At 39.8% G+C, this 16,747-nt stretch carries 15 protein-coding genes; 8 read left to right on the top strand and 7 right to left on the bottom strand.

The genetic code is table 11. The annotated features are described in order from the left end of the window. Positions 1 to 24: 24 nt before the first annotated feature. Positions 25 to 1,062 carry a type IV pilus twitching motility protein PilT gene (locus DS737_RS11655; RefSeq protein WP_004638216.1) on the bottom strand — a complete coding sequence of 346 codons (1,038 nt, stop codon included), beginning with the start codon at positions 1,060 to 1,062 and terminating at the stop codon, positions 25 to 27. A gap of 126 nt (positions 1,063 to 1,188) precedes the next feature. Between DS737_RS11655 and DS737_RS11650 the strand changes: the two genes are divergently transcribed. Continuing rightward, the gene (locus tag DS737_RS11650) at positions 1,189 to 1,881 is read left to right on the top strand and encodes a YggS family pyridoxal phosphate-dependent enzyme (protein WP_113997596.1); all 693 of its coding nucleotides are present in this window, start codon (positions 1,189 to 1,191) and stop codon (positions 1,879 to 1,881) included. A 6-nt stretch (positions 1,882 to 1,887) separates the two neighbouring features. Here DS737_RS11650 and DS737_RS11645 read toward each other — a convergent pair whose 3' ends face one another. The 4 genes from DS737_RS11645 to DS737_RS11630 form a co-directional block, all read right to left on the bottom strand. Continuing rightward, entirely contained in the window at positions 1,888 to 2,559 is a 672-nt protein-coding gene (locus DS737_RS11645) for an HAD family hydrolase (RefSeq protein WP_008940858.1), read from the bottom strand. A 71-nt stretch (positions 2,560 to 2,630) separates the two neighbouring features. Beyond that, complete coding sequence (locus tag DS737_RS11640; protein ID WP_026070408.1) at positions 2,631 to 2,903, bottom strand: hypothetical protein; 273 nt, start codon at positions 2,901 to 2,903, stop codon at positions 2,631 to 2,633. Between the two features lie 29 nt (positions 2,904 to 2,932). Beyond that, on the bottom strand, positions 2,933 to 6,544 hold the full coding sequence (locus DS737_RS11635) for an AAA family ATPase (protein ID WP_113997595.1): 3,612 nt from the start codon (positions 6,542 to 6,544) through the stop codon (positions 2,933 to 2,935). A 9-nt stretch (positions 6,545 to 6,553) separates the two neighbouring features. Then, the gene (locus tag DS737_RS11630; RefSeq protein ID WP_113997594.1) at positions 6,554 to 7,804 is read right to left on the bottom strand and encodes an exonuclease SbcCD subunit D; all 1,251 of its coding nucleotides are present in this window, start codon (positions 7,802 to 7,804) and stop codon (positions 6,554 to 6,556) included. Between the two features lie 159 nt (positions 7,805 to 7,963). Between DS737_RS11630 and DS737_RS11625 the strand changes: the two genes are divergently transcribed. The 4 genes from DS737_RS11625 to DS737_RS11610 all read left to right on the top strand — a co-directional run bounded on the left by DS737_RS11625 (position 7,964) and on the right by DS737_RS11610 (position 10,958). After that, complete coding sequence (locus DS737_RS11625; protein ID WP_113997593.1) at positions 7,964 to 8,746, top strand: crotonase/enoyl-CoA hydratase family protein; 783 nt, start codon at positions 7,964 to 7,966, stop codon at positions 8,744 to 8,746. 43 nt (positions 8,747 to 8,789) lie between these two features. After that, positions 8,790 to 9,239, top strand: a complete 450-nt coding sequence (locus tag DS737_RS11620; protein ID WP_113997592.1) for a GNAT family N-acetyltransferase — start codon at positions 8,790 to 8,792, stop codon at positions 9,237 to 9,239. A 288-nt stretch (positions 9,240 to 9,527) separates the two neighbouring features. Then, positions 9,528 to 9,974 carry an ABZJ_00895 family protein gene (locus DS737_RS11615; RefSeq protein ID WP_004638226.1) on the top strand — a complete coding sequence of 149 codons (447 nt, stop codon included), beginning with the start codon at positions 9,528 to 9,530 and terminating at the stop codon, positions 9,972 to 9,974. Positions 9,975 to 10,049: 75 nt separating this feature from the next. Beyond that, on the top strand, positions 10,050 to 10,958 hold the full coding sequence (locus DS737_RS11610; RefSeq protein WP_113997591.1) for a TIGR01777 family oxidoreductase: 909 nt from the start codon (positions 10,050 to 10,052) through the stop codon (positions 10,956 to 10,958). On the opposite strand, the gene thiO is transcribed toward DS737_RS11610, so the two are convergent. Continuing rightward, positions 10,932 to 12,065, bottom strand: coding sequence for a glycine oxidase ThiO (thiO, locus tag DS737_RS11605; RefSeq protein WP_113997590.1), 1,134 nt, complete (start codon positions 12,063 to 12,065; stop codon positions 10,932 to 10,934). The two genes, DS737_RS11610 and thiO, sit on opposite strands and share 27 nt — an antisense overlap. A 10-nt stretch (positions 12,066 to 12,075) precedes the next feature. Next, entirely contained in the window at positions 12,076 to 13,089 is a 1,014-nt protein-coding gene (hemB, locus tag DS737_RS11600; RefSeq protein WP_004638230.1) for a porphobilinogen synthase, read from the bottom strand. 171 nt (positions 13,090 to 13,260) lie between these two features. Between hemB and DS737_RS11595 the strand changes: the two genes are divergently transcribed. The 3 genes from DS737_RS11595 to DS737_RS11585 all read left to right on the top strand — a co-directional run bounded on the left by DS737_RS11595 (position 13,261) and on the right by DS737_RS11585 (position 16,683). Further along, a complete protein-coding gene (locus DS737_RS11595) occupies positions 13,261 to 13,758 on the top strand; it encodes a thioesterase family protein (RefSeq protein WP_004638231.1) in 498 nt (165 codons plus the stop codon). Between the two features lie 243 nt (positions 13,759 to 14,001). Further along, positions 14,002 to 15,150, top strand: coding sequence for an HlyD family efflux transporter periplasmic adaptor subunit (locus tag DS737_RS11590; RefSeq protein WP_113997589.1), 1,149 nt, complete (start codon positions 14,002 to 14,004; stop codon positions 15,148 to 15,150). Positions 15,151 to 15,156: 6 nt separating this feature from the next. Then, on the top strand, positions 15,157 to 16,683 hold the full coding sequence (locus DS737_RS11585; RefSeq protein WP_005081610.1) for a DHA2 family efflux MFS transporter permease subunit: 1,527 nt from the start codon (positions 15,157 to 15,159) through the stop codon (positions 16,681 to 16,683). The last annotated feature ends 64 nt before the right edge of the window (positions 16,684 to 16,747 follow it).

Genomic DNA, 16,747 nt, shown 5'->3' with positions numbered 1-16,747 from the left:
TTTCTCTAATCTGTTTTATATTTTTTATAGGAATGATTCTGGTTGCTTTGCAACTGTACGTGCGGTTTGTGGACTAATAAGACCTTTAGATACCAGACTTTTTAGACTTTGATCTAAAGTCGTCATGCCATAGTTCGCTCCCGTTTGGATCGCAGAATACATTTGTGCGACTTTGTTTTCACGGACGAGGTTACGGATCGCAGGAATCCCGATCATGATTTCATGTGCAGCCACACGACCGCCGCCATTCTTTTTCAATAAGGTTTGAGAAATTACCGCTTGTAATGATTCTGAGAGCATGGCACGAACCATGTCTTTTTCCTCGGCTGGGAATACGTCGATGACACGGTCAATGGTTTTTGCTGCTGAGGTGGTATGCAGTGTACCAAATACAAGGTGACCTGTTTCCGCTGCGGTGAGTGCAAGGCGAATGGTCTCTAAGTCACGCATCTCACCGACCAGAATAATGTCAGGGTCTTCACGCAGTGCAGAACGTAATGCTTCGTTAAAACCATGGGTATCACGATGCACTTCACGTTGGTTAATCAGGCATTTTTTTGATTGATGTACAAATTCGATTGGATCTTCAACCGTTAGGATATGGTCGTAACGATTTTCATTGATGTAATCAATCATTGCTGCGAGAGTTGTAGATTTCCCCGAACCTGTAGGTCCAGTAACCAATACGATTCCTCGCGGATAATCACAAATTTCTTTGAAAATTGTGCCTAAACCCAAGTCTTCCATGGTTAAAACTTTGGATGGAATGGTACGGAATACGGCACCCGCACCACGGTTTTGGTTGAATGCGTTGACACGGAAACGTGCGATATTGGGTACTTCAAAAGAGAAGTCAGTTTCAAGATCTTCCTCAAAATCACGACGTTGCTTATCATTCATGATGTCATAAACAAGACGATGGACATCTTTATGCTCTAGAGCTGGTAGATTAATTCGGCGAACCTCACCATCTACACGAATCATAGGTGGCATTCCCGCCGAAAGGTGTAAATCCGATGCACCATTTTTTACTGAAAAGGCGAGTAATTCTGTGATATCCATAATTTCCCCGAAACAATCAAAAGTAATTCATTATTTTGTAGAATAATATAAGACTTTCCCCGAAGCTTACCAAGACTTCTGATTGTGGTTATACAAAAAAAGATGTCGTGAATGAGAACTGTGTCAATGAATTTACTCCAACAGCAACGCCAACATGTACTTATGCAAATAGAACAAGCCTGCCAGCACGTTCAGCGTGATCCAAAATCTGTGCAATTGTTAGCTGTATCAAAGACACATCCGAGTCAAAGTTTGCGAGAGCTGTATCTAGCTGGGCAACGTAGTTTTGGTGAAAATTATCTTCAAGAGGCGTTGGGAAAAATTGAGGAACTGCAAGATTTAGAAATTGAATGGCATTTTATCGGGCATGTTCAACGCAATAAAACTAAACATTTAGCTGAAAAGTTTGATTGGGTACATGGCGTAGATCGCCTCATTATTGCAGAGCGATTGTCTAATCAACGCTTAGATAGTCAAAAGCCATTAAGTATATGTTTGCAAGTTAATATTGACGGACAAGACTCTAAAGATGGTTGTCAGCCCAACGAAGTTGCAGATCTGGTAGAGCAAATCAGCCGACTACCAAATTTACGTCTACGTGGTTTGATGGTGATTCCGGCACCTGATAGCGTTGCTGCATTTGCTGATGCTAAAACTTTATTTGATCAAGTGAAATCATTACATGCACAACCTCAAGATTGGGATACATTAAGTATGGGGATGTCTGCTGATTTGGATGCAGCAATTGCTGCGGGTTCAACTATGGTAAGAGTCGGGACGGCACTGTTTGGCAAGAGGGATTATTCAAGTAAGAGTTGAGTGCAATCATAATTTTAAATGCTCTAAAATCTCACTGAAATTTTCGTAATCATGTAGGTTAGCGTCAGAAATTATTGATTTAACTTCTGAATTGGGATGAAAGAAAATAGTTTTCATTCCGACAGCCTTTGCGCCTTGTATGTCTGCTAATTCATTATCTCCGACAAAGATACAGTCTTGTGGATGAACACCAAGCTGCTTGCAAGATAGTAGAAAAATTGTGGGATCTGGTTTTCGAAGTCCTACAGCCTCAGAAACGATGATACTTGAGAAGAATTCAGTTAGACCTAAAGCATAGAAATTATGTTCTTGAAATGGTGTTTTCCCGTTAGAGACTAATCCAATTAAATAACCTTTTTGTTTAAGATCAAGAATCGTTTCTTCAACATTTCTGAAACAACATGAAAATTTATTGAAATCATTGATATAACTTTCTAATAGTTGCTCTTTAGAAATATGTTTGATCATAAACTCTTGAGTTAAGTTCTCATAAACAACATCTTTCCAAACTTTGCCATTATCGTCCATATCAAGAAAGCGTTGGATAAATTGTTGTTTGATTTGATTAGGAACTAATCGAAAGTAATTCGTTTGCCAAGTTAAAAAATTGATCAGAGATGTTGTTCTATCGAGTAAAGTTTGATCAAGATCGAAAATAACAGCTTTATTGATATTCATTCGGTTTGTTTTGCAGGATAATTCAACCATCATAAAATTAGTTAACTCATAATTTTACTCAGAAATTGTAACTAGCTAAATTCTAAATCATGTTGATCAATCGCTTGTTTAATTGAAGAAAACCACTTACAACGGGTGAGAGGAGATTCTTCAAGTAATAATTCTATTGTCAATTTTTTGAAATAAGTATGATCTTCATTTGAGGAAGACGGATTAAAAAAATTTGCGCATAGTACAGCATATAATTCCGTTTCTAAGTTGTGTAAACAAACATATTCAGTAAGTTCTTGATCAGACATACGTTTAAAGATAGATATTAATTTGAATAAGTTATTTTGTTGCATTTCTTTAATTTCCATTAAGGTTGTTATTTTCACCCCACCACTTCAATCCGACTCGAACCTGAACCAATCGGTTGTACTTGAATCTGAACAGGAATACGTTCATGCATTTCATGAATGTGTGAAATCAAAATGACTTTACGCCCTTGACTCTGTAATTGATCCAGCGCATTCATCACCATATGTAAGGATGATGCATCCAAAGTACCAAAGCCCTCATCAATAAATAAAGATTCGATTTTCATCGAACCTGATGCCATATTGGCTATCGCCAATGAAATGGCAAGGGCAGTGAGGAACGATTCCCCGCCAGATAAAGAAGCAACTGAACGGGTTTCACCATCCATATCATGGTCAATAATTGCAAGACTGAGTGAATTATCCAAACGTTTTAAGGTATAGCGCTGAGAAAGCATCGCCAATTGTTGATTGGCATATTCAAGTAAAATGTCGAGATTGTATTGTTGGGCTAAATCACGGAATTCTTTACCTTTTGAATCGCCAATTAAACTAGAAATCTTATTCCAGCGATGTTCTTGTTGTTGGATCTGTTGAATCTGATCCGCAAATTGCTTTTGTTTGGCTAAATTTTGCTGATGAACTTCCAATTGAAGTTTAAGTTGATCTCGTTGATCTGTTGTCTGTTGCAAAATTTCTTGATTGGCATTTATCAATTCAGAGAGTTGTTCAATCTGAATATTGGGTTCTGATTGAAGATGTACATTCAACTGTTCTTGCATGGTTTTTAGTGCAGAATTTGCTTCACTCAAAGCACGATCCGCTTGTTGTATTGCATTTCGAATCTGCTGTTCTTGAGCTGATGAAATCGCAAGTAATTCGCTGAGTTGATCTTCTGCAAAATTTTGCTGCTGAGCTAACCAATTAGTGATTTCAGTTTTACATTGTTCAAGAGAACCATGATTCTGTTGTTGCTGTGCTTTGAGTTGTTCAAGTGTATTTTTCTGCTGCTCATAATTCTGACGAGCTTGTTCAAAACGCTGCTTTAACTGCTGATACTGGTTCTGCAATTGTTGACGTTGTTGATCATGCTGTTGTAACCATTCATTGGCTTTGATTTCAGCTGAACCTGTCATGGTGATAATCAGTTGATTAGCAGCATCCGTATTTTGTTTGCCTTTAATTTCAATATCTTTTAACTGCTGTGCACATTCTGCTTGCTGAGAGGTCAGTCCCATCAAATTAGTCTTTAATACATTCAACTGCTGATCAATTTGGTCTTTCTCTTTGATGAGAGATTCTGCATGCTCTAGCTGTTGGCTACGTTGTTGCAATGCGTGTAATACGTGTTGTGAGAATGACAAACCTTGTTTTGACCAAGCCATTTTATCGTCAGCATTGAGACAGTCTACGATATGTTGAATCTGTTGCTGTAAGTGCTCTACGGTCTGAAGTTGATGAAGCGTATTCTGAATGTTTTGATGAAGCACATGTTGATCTTTATTGGCTTGGTTGAGTTGTTGTAATTCCTTTTCAAGCTGTTGTTGAGCCTTTGACGCATCTAAAACGAATGCTTGCATCTTAGCCTTGATGCTATTTTCATTTGGGTCATGATCAGTGAGATTGAAATCGAGTTGAATATTCAACTGTGATAAATGTTGCTGTAACACCTGATCATGTGTTTTTACTTTTTGATTCAATTGCTGCAATTGCTGTTGCAATTGATTTTGTTCGGTATGGCTTTGAGTGAATTGTTGTTGAGCTTTTTGCCAAAGTTGGAAAAGTTGTTGTTCCTGTTGAATCTCTTGCAATTCTTGTTGTTGCTGTAAGGCATATAACGTTTTAGAGATTTGGCTCTCGTCATCACGATAAGGATGTTCAGTACTGCCACAGACTAGACAAGCCTCGCCGTGCTTGAGTTCAGCTCTTAGATGTTCAATATTTTCAGCATGCAACAGACGTTGTTGTTGCAAAACCTGTTGTAGTTTCTCACGTTCAGTTTTAGCAGCTTGATAATCTTGCTCAGCTTTTTTGCTGTGTTGTTCTAGCTGTTGAGCTTGCTTTTGTACATCTTCAAATTTGTTTTGCTGCGTAAGGACTTCATTTTTTAATTCAAAATAATGCTGAAGTTTTTGTTGAATTGAATCCAATTGATTGAGGCGAATTTGTTGGGTTTCTTTTAGTTTCGACTGTTGCTCAATACGCTGTTCAATTTGTTGGGTCGTGCCAAATTGCGTGATTAAACTGTTGAATGTGTTTTGATCTTGTTTAAGTTGGGTCTGTGCTTGTTGAATAGAGCCTAGTGTATTTTCTACTTTTTGATATTGCTGAATAAATTGCTTGAGTTGTTGAATATGGGCATGTAAGCCGTTATCCAAAGGAGCATATTGAGCACTGTGTTTTAACTGTTCTAAGCAAGCTGTATGTTGTGCACTCAAGTTTTGAATGCTTTGTTCAAGCTGTTGTTGTTGCTCGATGAGTGGTTGCTGTTGACTTTCCAATTGAGTCAGTCGAATCTTTGTTTTCTTATATTCTTCAGCAATATAGTCACGTTCTTGCACAAACTTGCGTACTTGTGTCAGTTCAGTTTGATGCTTTTGCTCGAAATCTTGAAATTGATTGAGTGTTGTTTCTACTTGTGTATAAAGCGTTTTTTGTTGCTCAAATTGAGTAGTTAAAGTGCTAAATTCATGATGTTTTTGTTGAATTTGTGGCGCGAGTTGTTGTAATGTTTTTTGCAATTGTTGTTGTTGAAATACAATAGGGCGTATCTCAGAAAACGTCTCTAATTGACCCAGTAATTGACGATCTTTGGCAATGGTTTCTTGCGCTTTAAGTTGCAGATCAAACTGTTGCTGTTTTAATTCAATTTCATTATTGATTTTATCGCGTTGTTCAAACCACTGTTGTTGTTGCTTGAATTGATTTTTTTCACTTTCAAGTTGTTGTACTTGTTGGTGTAGCTGTTGGAATTGCTGTTGTAACTCAGCGATTTCTTCATCAGAACGAATTTCAATATGACCTAAAACACTTTCTAATTTTTCTCGTTGTAAGCGAACTTCTTTGGTTTTTTCAAAAGCCAATTGCCCAATTTTGGCAAAAATACTGGAGTTGGTGAGGTACTCTAAGAGTTCACCACGTTCATTATCCCGTGCTTTTAAAAAAGCGGTTACTTCGGATTGTGCCAGTAATACAGCACGCGTAAATTGTTCAAAACTAAGCTGTGTAATTTGTTGAATATGCGTTTCGACGGCTTTGGTTTTATCTGCGACAACTACCCCATCGGTGAGGCATTTCAATGAGCGTTGTACACTTTGTAATTTACCATTGGCATTTTCACGGGCACGTTTAATTTCCCAACGTGCTAAATAATGTTTTTGATCCTGTGCGACAAAACACAGCTCAGCAAATCCATGACCAGTACCACGACGTAATACAGTGAGAGGAGAGTTGGTTAACAATTCTGAACCATCTACATCTAACAATTTGCCATCACTGTCTTTGAGTCTCGGAATTTTATTAAATAGGGCAAGACACATCGCATCTAAAATGGTGGATTTACCTGCACCCGTTTTTCCTATAATGGCAATCAATCCAGCATGCGCTAAAGGCTCACTTTCAAAATCAATAAAATGCTCACCTGCAAGAGATGCCAGATTTTTTAGTCGAATGGATAAAATTTTCATGGCAAATCCTTAAACTGTTTGATCATCTTCAAGTTTTTTCTGTGCTTCAGCAACTAAGCTTAAAAAGTCTTTGGTGACTTCATCATCAGCGCTGTAGCCTTTTTTCTCCCAAATTTGTTGAAACAGTTTTTCGGGTGTTGGTGGTTCTAAACTGATTTTTGATTCGCTCTCAGCATTAGTTTCATTAGATAAATATTGTCGTGAAATCCGCACTAAACGGTAACGCTCTTTAGGCAGGGCATCTTCAAATTGTTGTCTAAGATTCGGTTGAGGAGGCGTGGTTGTGTGATATTCAATATCAACATATTCACGATGATCTATACATTCAATGAGGCCCTGTGGCAGATTTTTGAGTCGCTGCATGACGTCATTGAGTTCACCTTTAATTTTGTGTAATTGAATCGCTCGCGGAATGGCAATTGCTTCAAACTCAACTTGATTTTCAGTTTTAATGGGATCGATCGTGACTTCAAGCACTTGGTGTTTATAGTTAATTTCACTAAATGATAAAGGGATCGGAGAGCCACTATAACGAATGTGATCATGTCCGACTTTTTGTGGTTTATGCAGATGCCCTAAAGCCACATAATTTATCTCGTCGTCAAACAGCGTGGTTGAAAGCGCCTCTTCATTACCAATAATAATTGGGCGTTCAGAATCTGAGGTTTCACCACCTTGCATATGCGCATGTGACATCAGAATTAAAGCTTGATTATCGATTTTACGGCGTTTTGCTTCAGCGATTAAATGTTGATGCAGATAAGCAATCGCATTTTGACTATTAGTCGTGTGTTCATTAAAGCCTGTGATTTCAGCTGAACGTAAGAAAGGCAGGGCAATACACCATGCGACAATCTGTTTTTGCTCATCATAAATCGGCAAAATTAAACGATCTAAATCTAAGCTTTTATCTTCATTCCAGCGAATCACTCCGACTGTTTTGGCATTGTATTTTTCAAGTAGGGGTTCTACTTGTTCAATGCGATAGCCTGAGTCATGATTTCCCGCGATCATCAATGTTTGCATCTGTGGTGCAAGATCATGCGCATCGGCAAGGAATTGATAAAGCTGTTTCTGTGCTTGTGAACTCGGATTGATCACATCAAAAATATCACCTGCAATGAGTAAAGCATGTGGTTGTTTAATTTTGATTTGCTCAAGTAACCATGCAAGAAATTGTTCATGTTCGTAGTGGCGGGAATGGTTATAAAAAAACTGCCCCAGATGCCAGTCAGACGTATGAAAAAAACGCACGGTCATAAGTGAATCTAATAATAAAATGAATGCGAATAAGGTAGCACGTATTCAAGAAAAAAGTAGAGCTTAGCCAAGCAGAAAGTAGCTACAAGATATCGCTTGATCATTTTAAAACGATCAACTAGTTTGGTATCCAATTAATTTAATAACAGGAAATAGAAAATGAGCTTGGGAAAAGTAAGCCGTGAAATTTTTGATCATATTATGTTGATCGGTTTAGATCGTGTGGCAAAACGCAATGCCTTTGATAGCCATATGATTGAGGATTTATCTTTAGCATTAACAGAATATGAGAATAATCCTGAATTACGTTGTGCTGTCATTTTTGCGCATGGTGATCATTTTACTGCTGGTCTAGACCTAGTGGAATTACAACCTAAAATTCCACATGGGATTTTTAATTTTGAAGAAGCGCAAATCAATCCTTGGGGTGTCGGTGGTCGACATAGAACCAAACCAGTTGTGGTCGCGGTACAGGGTATTTGCTATACCGCTGGTGTTGAGTTAATGCTGAATGCCGATGTGGTGATTGCCAGTGAAGATACTGTGTTTGGTCAACTCGAAGTATTACGTGGAATTATGCCTTTTGGCGGTGCGACGGTTCGTTTTGTACAGGCAGCTGGTTGGCAAAAAGCCATGCCTTATTTGCTTACAGGTAAAACCTTTGATACTCAAAAAGCCAATGAGTTGAATCTTGTTTCTGAGGTTGTAGAAAAAGGTAATCAACTTGAGCGTGCAATCGAAGTTGCTAAAGAGATTTGTATTGCTGCGCCGCTTGCTGTGCGGGCTTTGTTAGCTTCGGCAACAGATGGCGTGACTCTAGGACAAACAGTTGCTTTTAATAAAATGGATAATTACCTCAAACCATTATTTGAATCTGAGGATGCTCAAGAGGGTGTTCGGGCGATGCTTGAAAGACGTTTGCCGCAGTTTAAAGGTCGATAATGGTTTATTGTTAAAGTATTTAAAAGAGATTAATTTGACCCTGATGAATATTATTAAATTAGCGAATAATCCTGAGTTGCTCGAACTAGCGGCGATATGGTTTTCGGATAAATGGGAGATACCTGTAGAAGTCTATCGGGACAGCATCCGAACTTCGATTGAACAGCCAAACAGCATCCCACAATGGTATGTAATTCTAAGTGATACAGGGCAGATCATTGCAGGCGCTGGAATAATTGACAATGATTTCCATGATCGGAAAGACCTTAGTCCGAATCTGTGCGCTTTATTCGTTGAAACGGCGTATCGAAAGCAAAATATCGCCAGAAAGCTGTTGGATTTTGCCCGAGCGGAAACGAAAACCTTGGGATTTGAAACGCTCTATCTGGTGACAGACCTCGACGATTTTTATGAAAAGTGTAATTGGGCATTCTTAACAAATGTCAGAGATGATGAGGGGGCGTTGATCAAAATGTATGTTGCTAATATTTGATCAAACTCAAATCACAGGCAAAATAAAACCGACGATTCGAGTGATGAGAAATCGTCGGTCAAAATCTTTATCAAAAGTTCTGGCTGCTAACAAAACCATTGTTAAAGATGGAGAGTCATAATGAAAGGTCACCGAAAAAAACTGCGGATGCCGTGCAATGTTCGTCGGTTGCTGCGACCTTATACCCTATATAACGACATGAGTTTGGCTTTGGTTGACATTAAAATGAAAAAAAATTGAAAAAAACTTATAATTATTTTTCGAAACCAATCTTATAAGGTTATCTGTATGATTTCATTGCGTTTGTATTATTTATGGTTTTTTATAATTTGTTTGGTTTTGACTTTGCTCACAGGCGTACTGGCAGCATTTTTACCGAATAGTATAGGCGGTATCCTCACCGCAATGCCTTATTTGATTGCGATCATTTTAGTTTTATTCAAGTTTTTAAGGCAACAGCGCCGTGCACCAACAGCTCAAGAGCAGAAACGTTTTACATTGGTTTTCTCTCTGATTTTTTGGGGATATAACTTAATTGGTTTACTTGGTGGACTGTTTCTCTTTGCCCGTAAAGATCCTCAAGTGTGGCAAAATTTCTTATTGTATTTACAACAACCCAAGTTTTTACTTACTGTTTTGGCCATGTGGTTGATGTTAGCCATCCCATTATATCTGATCACCTATTGGTTTTATGGTAAACAAGCGCAACGTATGGCGGCTAAAATGTTTGCTTAGTTTAAGCTGACTTGTAATTCCTCGATATTCTGCTATAGCTATTTACAATGAGTATTATGCTAAGTAGGTCGTACCATGCAAAAAATGACGGTGTTGGTAACAGGTGCGAGTGGATTTATTGGCTCTCATCTTTTACCTTTTTTGTTGGAACAGCAATATCATGTGATCGCACTAACACGACAAAAGCAAAAAGTATCTCAACATCCCCAGCTTAGATGGATCAATGATTTAGAACAAATAACTACCTCCGAAATAGATTATGTGATTAATCTTGCCGGTGAAAATATCGGTGAAAAGCGTTGGACTGAAAAACGTAAACAGCAATTGATTGAAAGTCGAGTCAACATGACGCAGCGGCTGTATGACTGGTTAGAGCATCAAAATATTTATCCAAAGTGCATTATTTCAGGTTCAGCGATTGGTTATTACGGGATTGATCCACACGAACAATGGACTGCAATCTGTGATGAAAATACCCCCGGACAAGCGATTTTTATGTCTGAATTGTGTCAGGCATGGGAACAAACAGCACTTAAATTTAGACAGCAAAATACTAAAATTATCCGCTTAGGCGTTGTTTTTGGTGATGGTGGAGGCATTTTGCCGCAAATGCTTTTGCCAATTAAACTCAATACGGTTGGAAAAATTGGTACAGGGCAACAACCTGTTGTCTGGGTGCATATCCAAGATGTATTAGATGCAATTTTATTTTTGATGCATCTAGATAGTGCTCAAAAAATTTATAATGTGGTTTCACCTGAGTTGACAAATCAGCAGCAATTTATGCAAACAGCATCTAGGTTATTAAAACGTAAGCCATTTATTCCTATGCCAAAATGTGTTTTTGAAATCATTTTGGGTGAACAGTCTCAGTTGATCTTGAACGGGCAATATGTCCAGCCCCAAGCCTTATTGACACATGGTTTTAGATTTAATTATCCAAGTTTACAAGATGCCTTAACTCAGATTCTCATGGATCGCTAATTGAGCATATGCCAATCGGTCAGGTGAGTAGGCGTGTGGATCAACAAAAGTTTTTTGGTTTAACATGAGCTGCGCCAAGAGTTTTGCTGATCCTGCCCCCATACACAGCCCATTGCGGAAATGTCCGAAATTTGCCCAAAGACGACTCAGCTCAGGCATCGCACCGATGTAGGGGATGCCATGTGGTGAACTTGGGCGTAAACCGGCCCAGCGTTTTACGATCGGGAATTGTGCTAACTCCGGTACCATTTCTAAACAAGCAGATAAAATATCTAGTTGGGTTTGTGCATCCACGGCTGTACTAAATCCGCATTCAGACATACTTGATCCACAGACAACATGGCCATCTTGACGTGGAATCAGATACATGACGCGATTCATACACATGGTGGGGAGCCAGTTTTCAGGGGTTTTAAACAGTAGCATCTGACCTTGGACGGGATGTACAGGAATCTTTCGCTGAACTTGTTGTTGCCAATAATTACTCCATGCGCCCGAAGTGAGTACCACCTGATCAGCAAAATATTGTTGATGATCTTCAGTTTCTATACCGTGAACGGTTTTATTTTTAATGATCAGCTTCTCGACGGTACAATGTTCAAAAAAGCGAACGCAAGGATGTTGCTTTAAATAATGAATCAAAGATTGTAATAAGCGAGGATTGCGAACATTGGCAAGTTGAGGAAAGTAAATTGCTTGATCAAACTGTTTTGAAATATGTGGATTTACAGCTTCGAGTTGTATGCGATTGAGCAGATCACATTGTTGCATCGGTTCATTGTGTTGTTTTGCGTAATTTAATCCAGTCTGAAAATCTTCTTGATCGAAGATCAACATACCGGTGTTGTGGATTTGAAAATCGATACCTGTGATCGGGGATAGTTTTTCATTCCATGATTGATAGAGTGATTTGCCATATTTGGCAAGTTGATTCACTTCAGGTGCATATCGCCATGGATACATCGGAGAGAGGATGCCACCGCCTGCCCATGATGCGGCCTGACCAGCTTGTTGTTGATCAAAAATATCGACGGAGCAGCCTTGTTCAACGAGCTCAAGTGCAGTCATTAAGCCGCTAATTCCTGCACCAATGATGGCAATATGCATAAGTGGAGTTCTATTTCATCTCTTTCAGTTTACGCGCTGCTTCTTCAGCAAAATAGGTCCAGATACCATCTGCACCTGCACGACGGCAGCACATCAATGATTCTAAAATCACACTGTCAGATAACCAACCATTTTGAATCGCACCTGCAAGCATGGCATATTCACCACTCACCTGATAGATGAAGGTTGGCACGCCAAAAGTGTCTTTCACTTCACGAACGATATCCAGATAAGGCATACCCGGTTTGACAATCACCATGTCTGCGCCTTCTTGAATATCAAGCGCGATTTCATGCAATGCTTCTGCACGGTTGCCCACATCCATTTGGTAATTATATTTATTACCACCTTTTAAGTTGCTTGCAGAACCGACTGCATCACGGAATGGACCATAAAAGCTTGATGCGTATTTTGCTGAATACGCCATGATGTTGGTATAAATAAAACCATTTTGTTCCAACGCTTGGCGAATGGCAGCAATTCGTCCATCCATCATATCGCTTGGGGCAACTACATCTGCACCCGCTTCCGCATGGCTGAGTGCTTGTTTAACTAAGCATTCAACAGTTTCATCATTTAAGACATAACCTGTCTCGTCAATAATACCGTCTTGACCATGTGTTGTATAAGGATCAAGTGCGCCATCTGTGATGAGCACCATTTCTGGTAGTTCTTTTTTTAATAAACGGCAAGTGGTTTGTACTAGACCATCTTCATGCCATGCCGCTTCTGCGGTTAAGCTTTTATCTTCTTGGGGGGTAACAGGGAAGAGTGCCAGTTTTGAAACGCCGAGTTCTAATAAGCTTTCTGCTTTTTTGAGTAATAAATCAGCAGATAGACGTTGCACATTTGGCATGCTTGGAATGTCTTGAGTTTGTTGCTGTCCTGGCAGTACAAATACTGGATAAATCAAATGATTGGCAGTGAGTTGTGTTTCACTGACCATTGCACGAAGTTGGTCATTTTTACGGATACGGCGCATGCGAGTCGCAGGAAAAGCAGGACGATTGAACGTATAAGTCATAACAATCTCGATGTTCAGTATTACACTATAGGAATAATTGAGTTATTTAAGTCATGCTAGGGAGAGCTTAGCGGCTTAGATCAATTAAAAAACTTAGCTATTGTAGCCCCATAATTTTAGATTTGTGCAAAATAATGGGGTATTTATCGTTCCCTTGGATGTTAGCAGCGTATGAATGATGTAAAGAAAAACTGGACTGGAAATATTCAATTAGGTGCAAAAGCCGATCATGACGTGGTCTTGAAACAGCTCTGTAAAGCATTTAATGCCTGTCCTTTTTTTAAATACAGTGGCATGGTCATGCGAGTTGTTGATGATCAGATTGAAGGGTATTTTGAAATGCAGCCTGAATTGATCGGCAATGTGGCATTCCAAATTTTGCATGGTGGTGTGGCTGCAACCATGTTAGACAGTATCGGTGGGGTCGTTGCGATGGAGCAACTTTACCGTCGTGCATCACCTGAAGATCTACCAGATACGATTAAAAAGGTATCACGTCTCGCGACAGTAGATATGCGAGTGGATTACCTCTCGCCTGGTCGAGGTAAATATTTTATTGCTCGCGCAGAAACCTTACGTCTAGGGCGTAAGGGATGTACGATGCGAATGACTATGGTCAATGATGAAGAGAAACCGATTGCAACGGCTATCGCATCTTATGCATTCTAAGTTCGAAATTGAATATGAAAGCGTCTTGTGGTGCTTTTTTTAATACTAAGAAATATACGAAAAATAATTATAAATACTAATAATTTAAAGTTTTTGCAGTGGCATTGCTGATTTTCAAAGTTGTTAAAGCATCTTATATGCCTTTTGAGTTCAGTTTTAACATTCAGTTAAGTTTCCCAAATTAAGCTGATCGGCTGATTAAACCAAAAGTTAAAAAGTCGTTTTAATTTTCAGGAATAACGTATGAATGATGCCCAAGCAAATCAGCAGAATATAGGTGCAGATGTTGCAACAGATGATGCTATGAAAGCAAAGCGTAAGAAATTTCTTGGTTTTTTTATGCTTATTCTGATCCTCGCTGCCATTTTGTATGCGATTTGGGCATTGTTTTTCAATCATTCCGTCAGTACCGATAATGCGTATGTCGGTGCAGAAACTGCACAGGTCACCTCAATGGTGAGTGGGCAAGTGGCTGAAGTACTCGTCAAAGATACGCAACAGGTCAAACAAGGCGATGTATTGGTTCGTATTGATGAGCGTGATGCCAAAATTCAGTTAGCGCAAACTCAAGCTGAACTAGCCAAAGCACAGCGTCAGTACAAACAAAGCCAAGCCAATAGTCGTTCTCTAAATTCGCAAGTGGTGGTGCGTAATGACGAAATTGGTAGTGCACAAGCACAAGTCACCAAAGCTCAAGCAGATTATGACCGTGCTTCATTAGAACTCAAACGCCGTAATGAGTTGGCTGCTACGGGAGCAATTTCAAAGGAAGAATTGAGCAAGGCACAAAGCGCGGTATCAACTGCGAAGGCGAGCCTTGAGTTGGCACAAGCAGGTTTGGCTCAGGCAACTTCGAGTCGTAAAGCTGCCGAAAGTACTTTTGCTGCAAATGAAGCGTTGATTCAAGGTGTAAATGAGGCTTCAACACCTGACGTTCTTGTGGCAAAAGCACATGTCGATCAAGCACAACTTGATTTAGAGCGGACAGTGATTCGTGCGCCTGTTGATGGAGTGATCGCGCGCCGTAATATTCAGATTGGACAACGTGTTGCGCCGGGTACCGTGATGATGTCAGTTGTTCCAGTTTCTGATTTATATGTAGATGCCAATTTTAAAGAAAGCCAACTCGCCAAAGTAAAAGCAGGGCAAAAGGTTTCTTTAACCTCCGATCTGTATGGGAGTAATGTGGTTTATCACGGCACAGTGCAGGGTTTCTCAGGTGGTACAGGGGCTGCTTTTGCTTTGATTCCAGCTCAAAATGCAACAGGTAATTGGATTAAGGTGGTACAGCGTTTGCCTGTGCGAATTTCGCTAGATCCTAAAGAACTAGCTGAACATCCATTGAGGGTGGGGTTGTCGATGCAAGCGGATATTGATCTCGCATCAAAGTAATCAGCTATGAAAACTCAAAATCCTTTTGCTGAACTGAGTGGTGGGCGCTTACTGCTTGCTGCTTTTGTCATTGCACTTTCAAATTTTATGGTGGTCTTAGATACCACAATTGCCAATGTTTCAGTTCCACATATTACAGGGAATTTGGCTGTTTCCAGCTCACAAGGCACATGGGTGATTACCTCTTATGCTGTTGCGGAAGCGATCTGTGTGCCCTTAACGGGATGGTTAGCAGGACGTTTTGGTACTGTTCGTGTCTTTGTCTTTGGATTAATTGGTTTTACTATTTTTTCATTCCTTTGTGGCTTGGCGACTTCACTGGAAATGTTGGTGTTTTTCCGCATCGGACAGGGATTGTGTGGTGGTCCACTCATGCCTTTGAGCCAAACTTTGTTGATGCGGATATTTCCACCAGAAAAGCACTCACAAGCCATGGGACTTTGGGCGATGACGACCGTGGTTGGGCCGATTTTAGGGCCTATTCTTGGTGGTTTAATTAGTGATAATTTGTCTTGGCATTGGATATTCTTTATTAATATTCCTGTCGGTATTTTCTGTGTATTTGCTGCAAGTCGTTTATTAAAAGTGGCTGAAACCAAAACTGAAAAACTACGGATTGATGCGATAGGTTTAGGTTTATTGGTGCTGTGGATTGGAGCATTGCAGTTGATGCTTGATCTTGGACATGAGCGAGATTGGTTTAACAGTAGCAGTATTATTATGCTTGCTCTAGTCGCCGTAATCGGTTTCATCGTGTTCATGATTTGGGAGTTGACCGAAAAGCATCCTGTTGTAAATTTATATGTGTTCCGGCATCGTGGTTTTAGCATTTCTGTACTTGCTTTAGCCTTTGGCTTTGGCTCATTTTTTGGCAGTATTGTTTTAATTCCCCAATGGTTACAAATCAACTTGGGCTATACCGCTACATGGGCAGGTTATCTGACCGCAACTATGGGGTTTGGTAGTTTAACCATGTCGCCGATTGTGGCAAAACTGGCAACGAAATACGATCCACGTGCATTAGCCAGTTTTGGTTTAGCCTTGCTAGGTGTCGTGACTTTGATGCGCGCATTTTGGGTCACAGATGCCGATTTTATGGCGTTGGCATGGCCACAGATTTTGCAGGGTTTTGCCGTACCATTCTTCTTTATTCCTCTGTCCAATATTGCGATGGGTTCAGTATTGCCACAAGAAATGGCATCTGCAGCAGGTTTAATGAATTTTTTAAGAACGATGGCAGGAGCAATCGGTGCGTCTATTGCTGTCACGATTTGGGATGATCATGCCAAAGTTGCGCGTAGTGAAATGGTCAATAGCTTACATCCACAGGACGTACAGAATACTTTGATGCAAAATGGGTTTTCTCCTGACGCAACTCTAGGCATGATTGCAAATTTGGTAGATAAAGAGGCCATTACCATCTCAGCCAATCATGTATTTATGATTCTGGCTATTGTGTTTGCATTTGCCAGTATTTTGATTTGGTTAAGTCCTAAACCGAAACAAATGACTGGCGGACCAGCACCGCATTAATGTAGGTGAGATTTTATATTACTTGGATTAATTAATGTCATGCAGCGAAGCAATCTAACGGTTT

This window comes from Acinetobacter haemolyticus, from assembly GCF_003323815.1.
In the GTDB taxonomy this organism is placed as follows: domain Bacteria; phylum Pseudomonadota; class Gammaproteobacteria; order Pseudomonadales; family Moraxellaceae; genus Acinetobacter; species Acinetobacter haemolyticus.
Note: the sequence above shows the minus strand (reverse complement) of the source record. Positions and strands in the feature narration are given on the sequence as shown.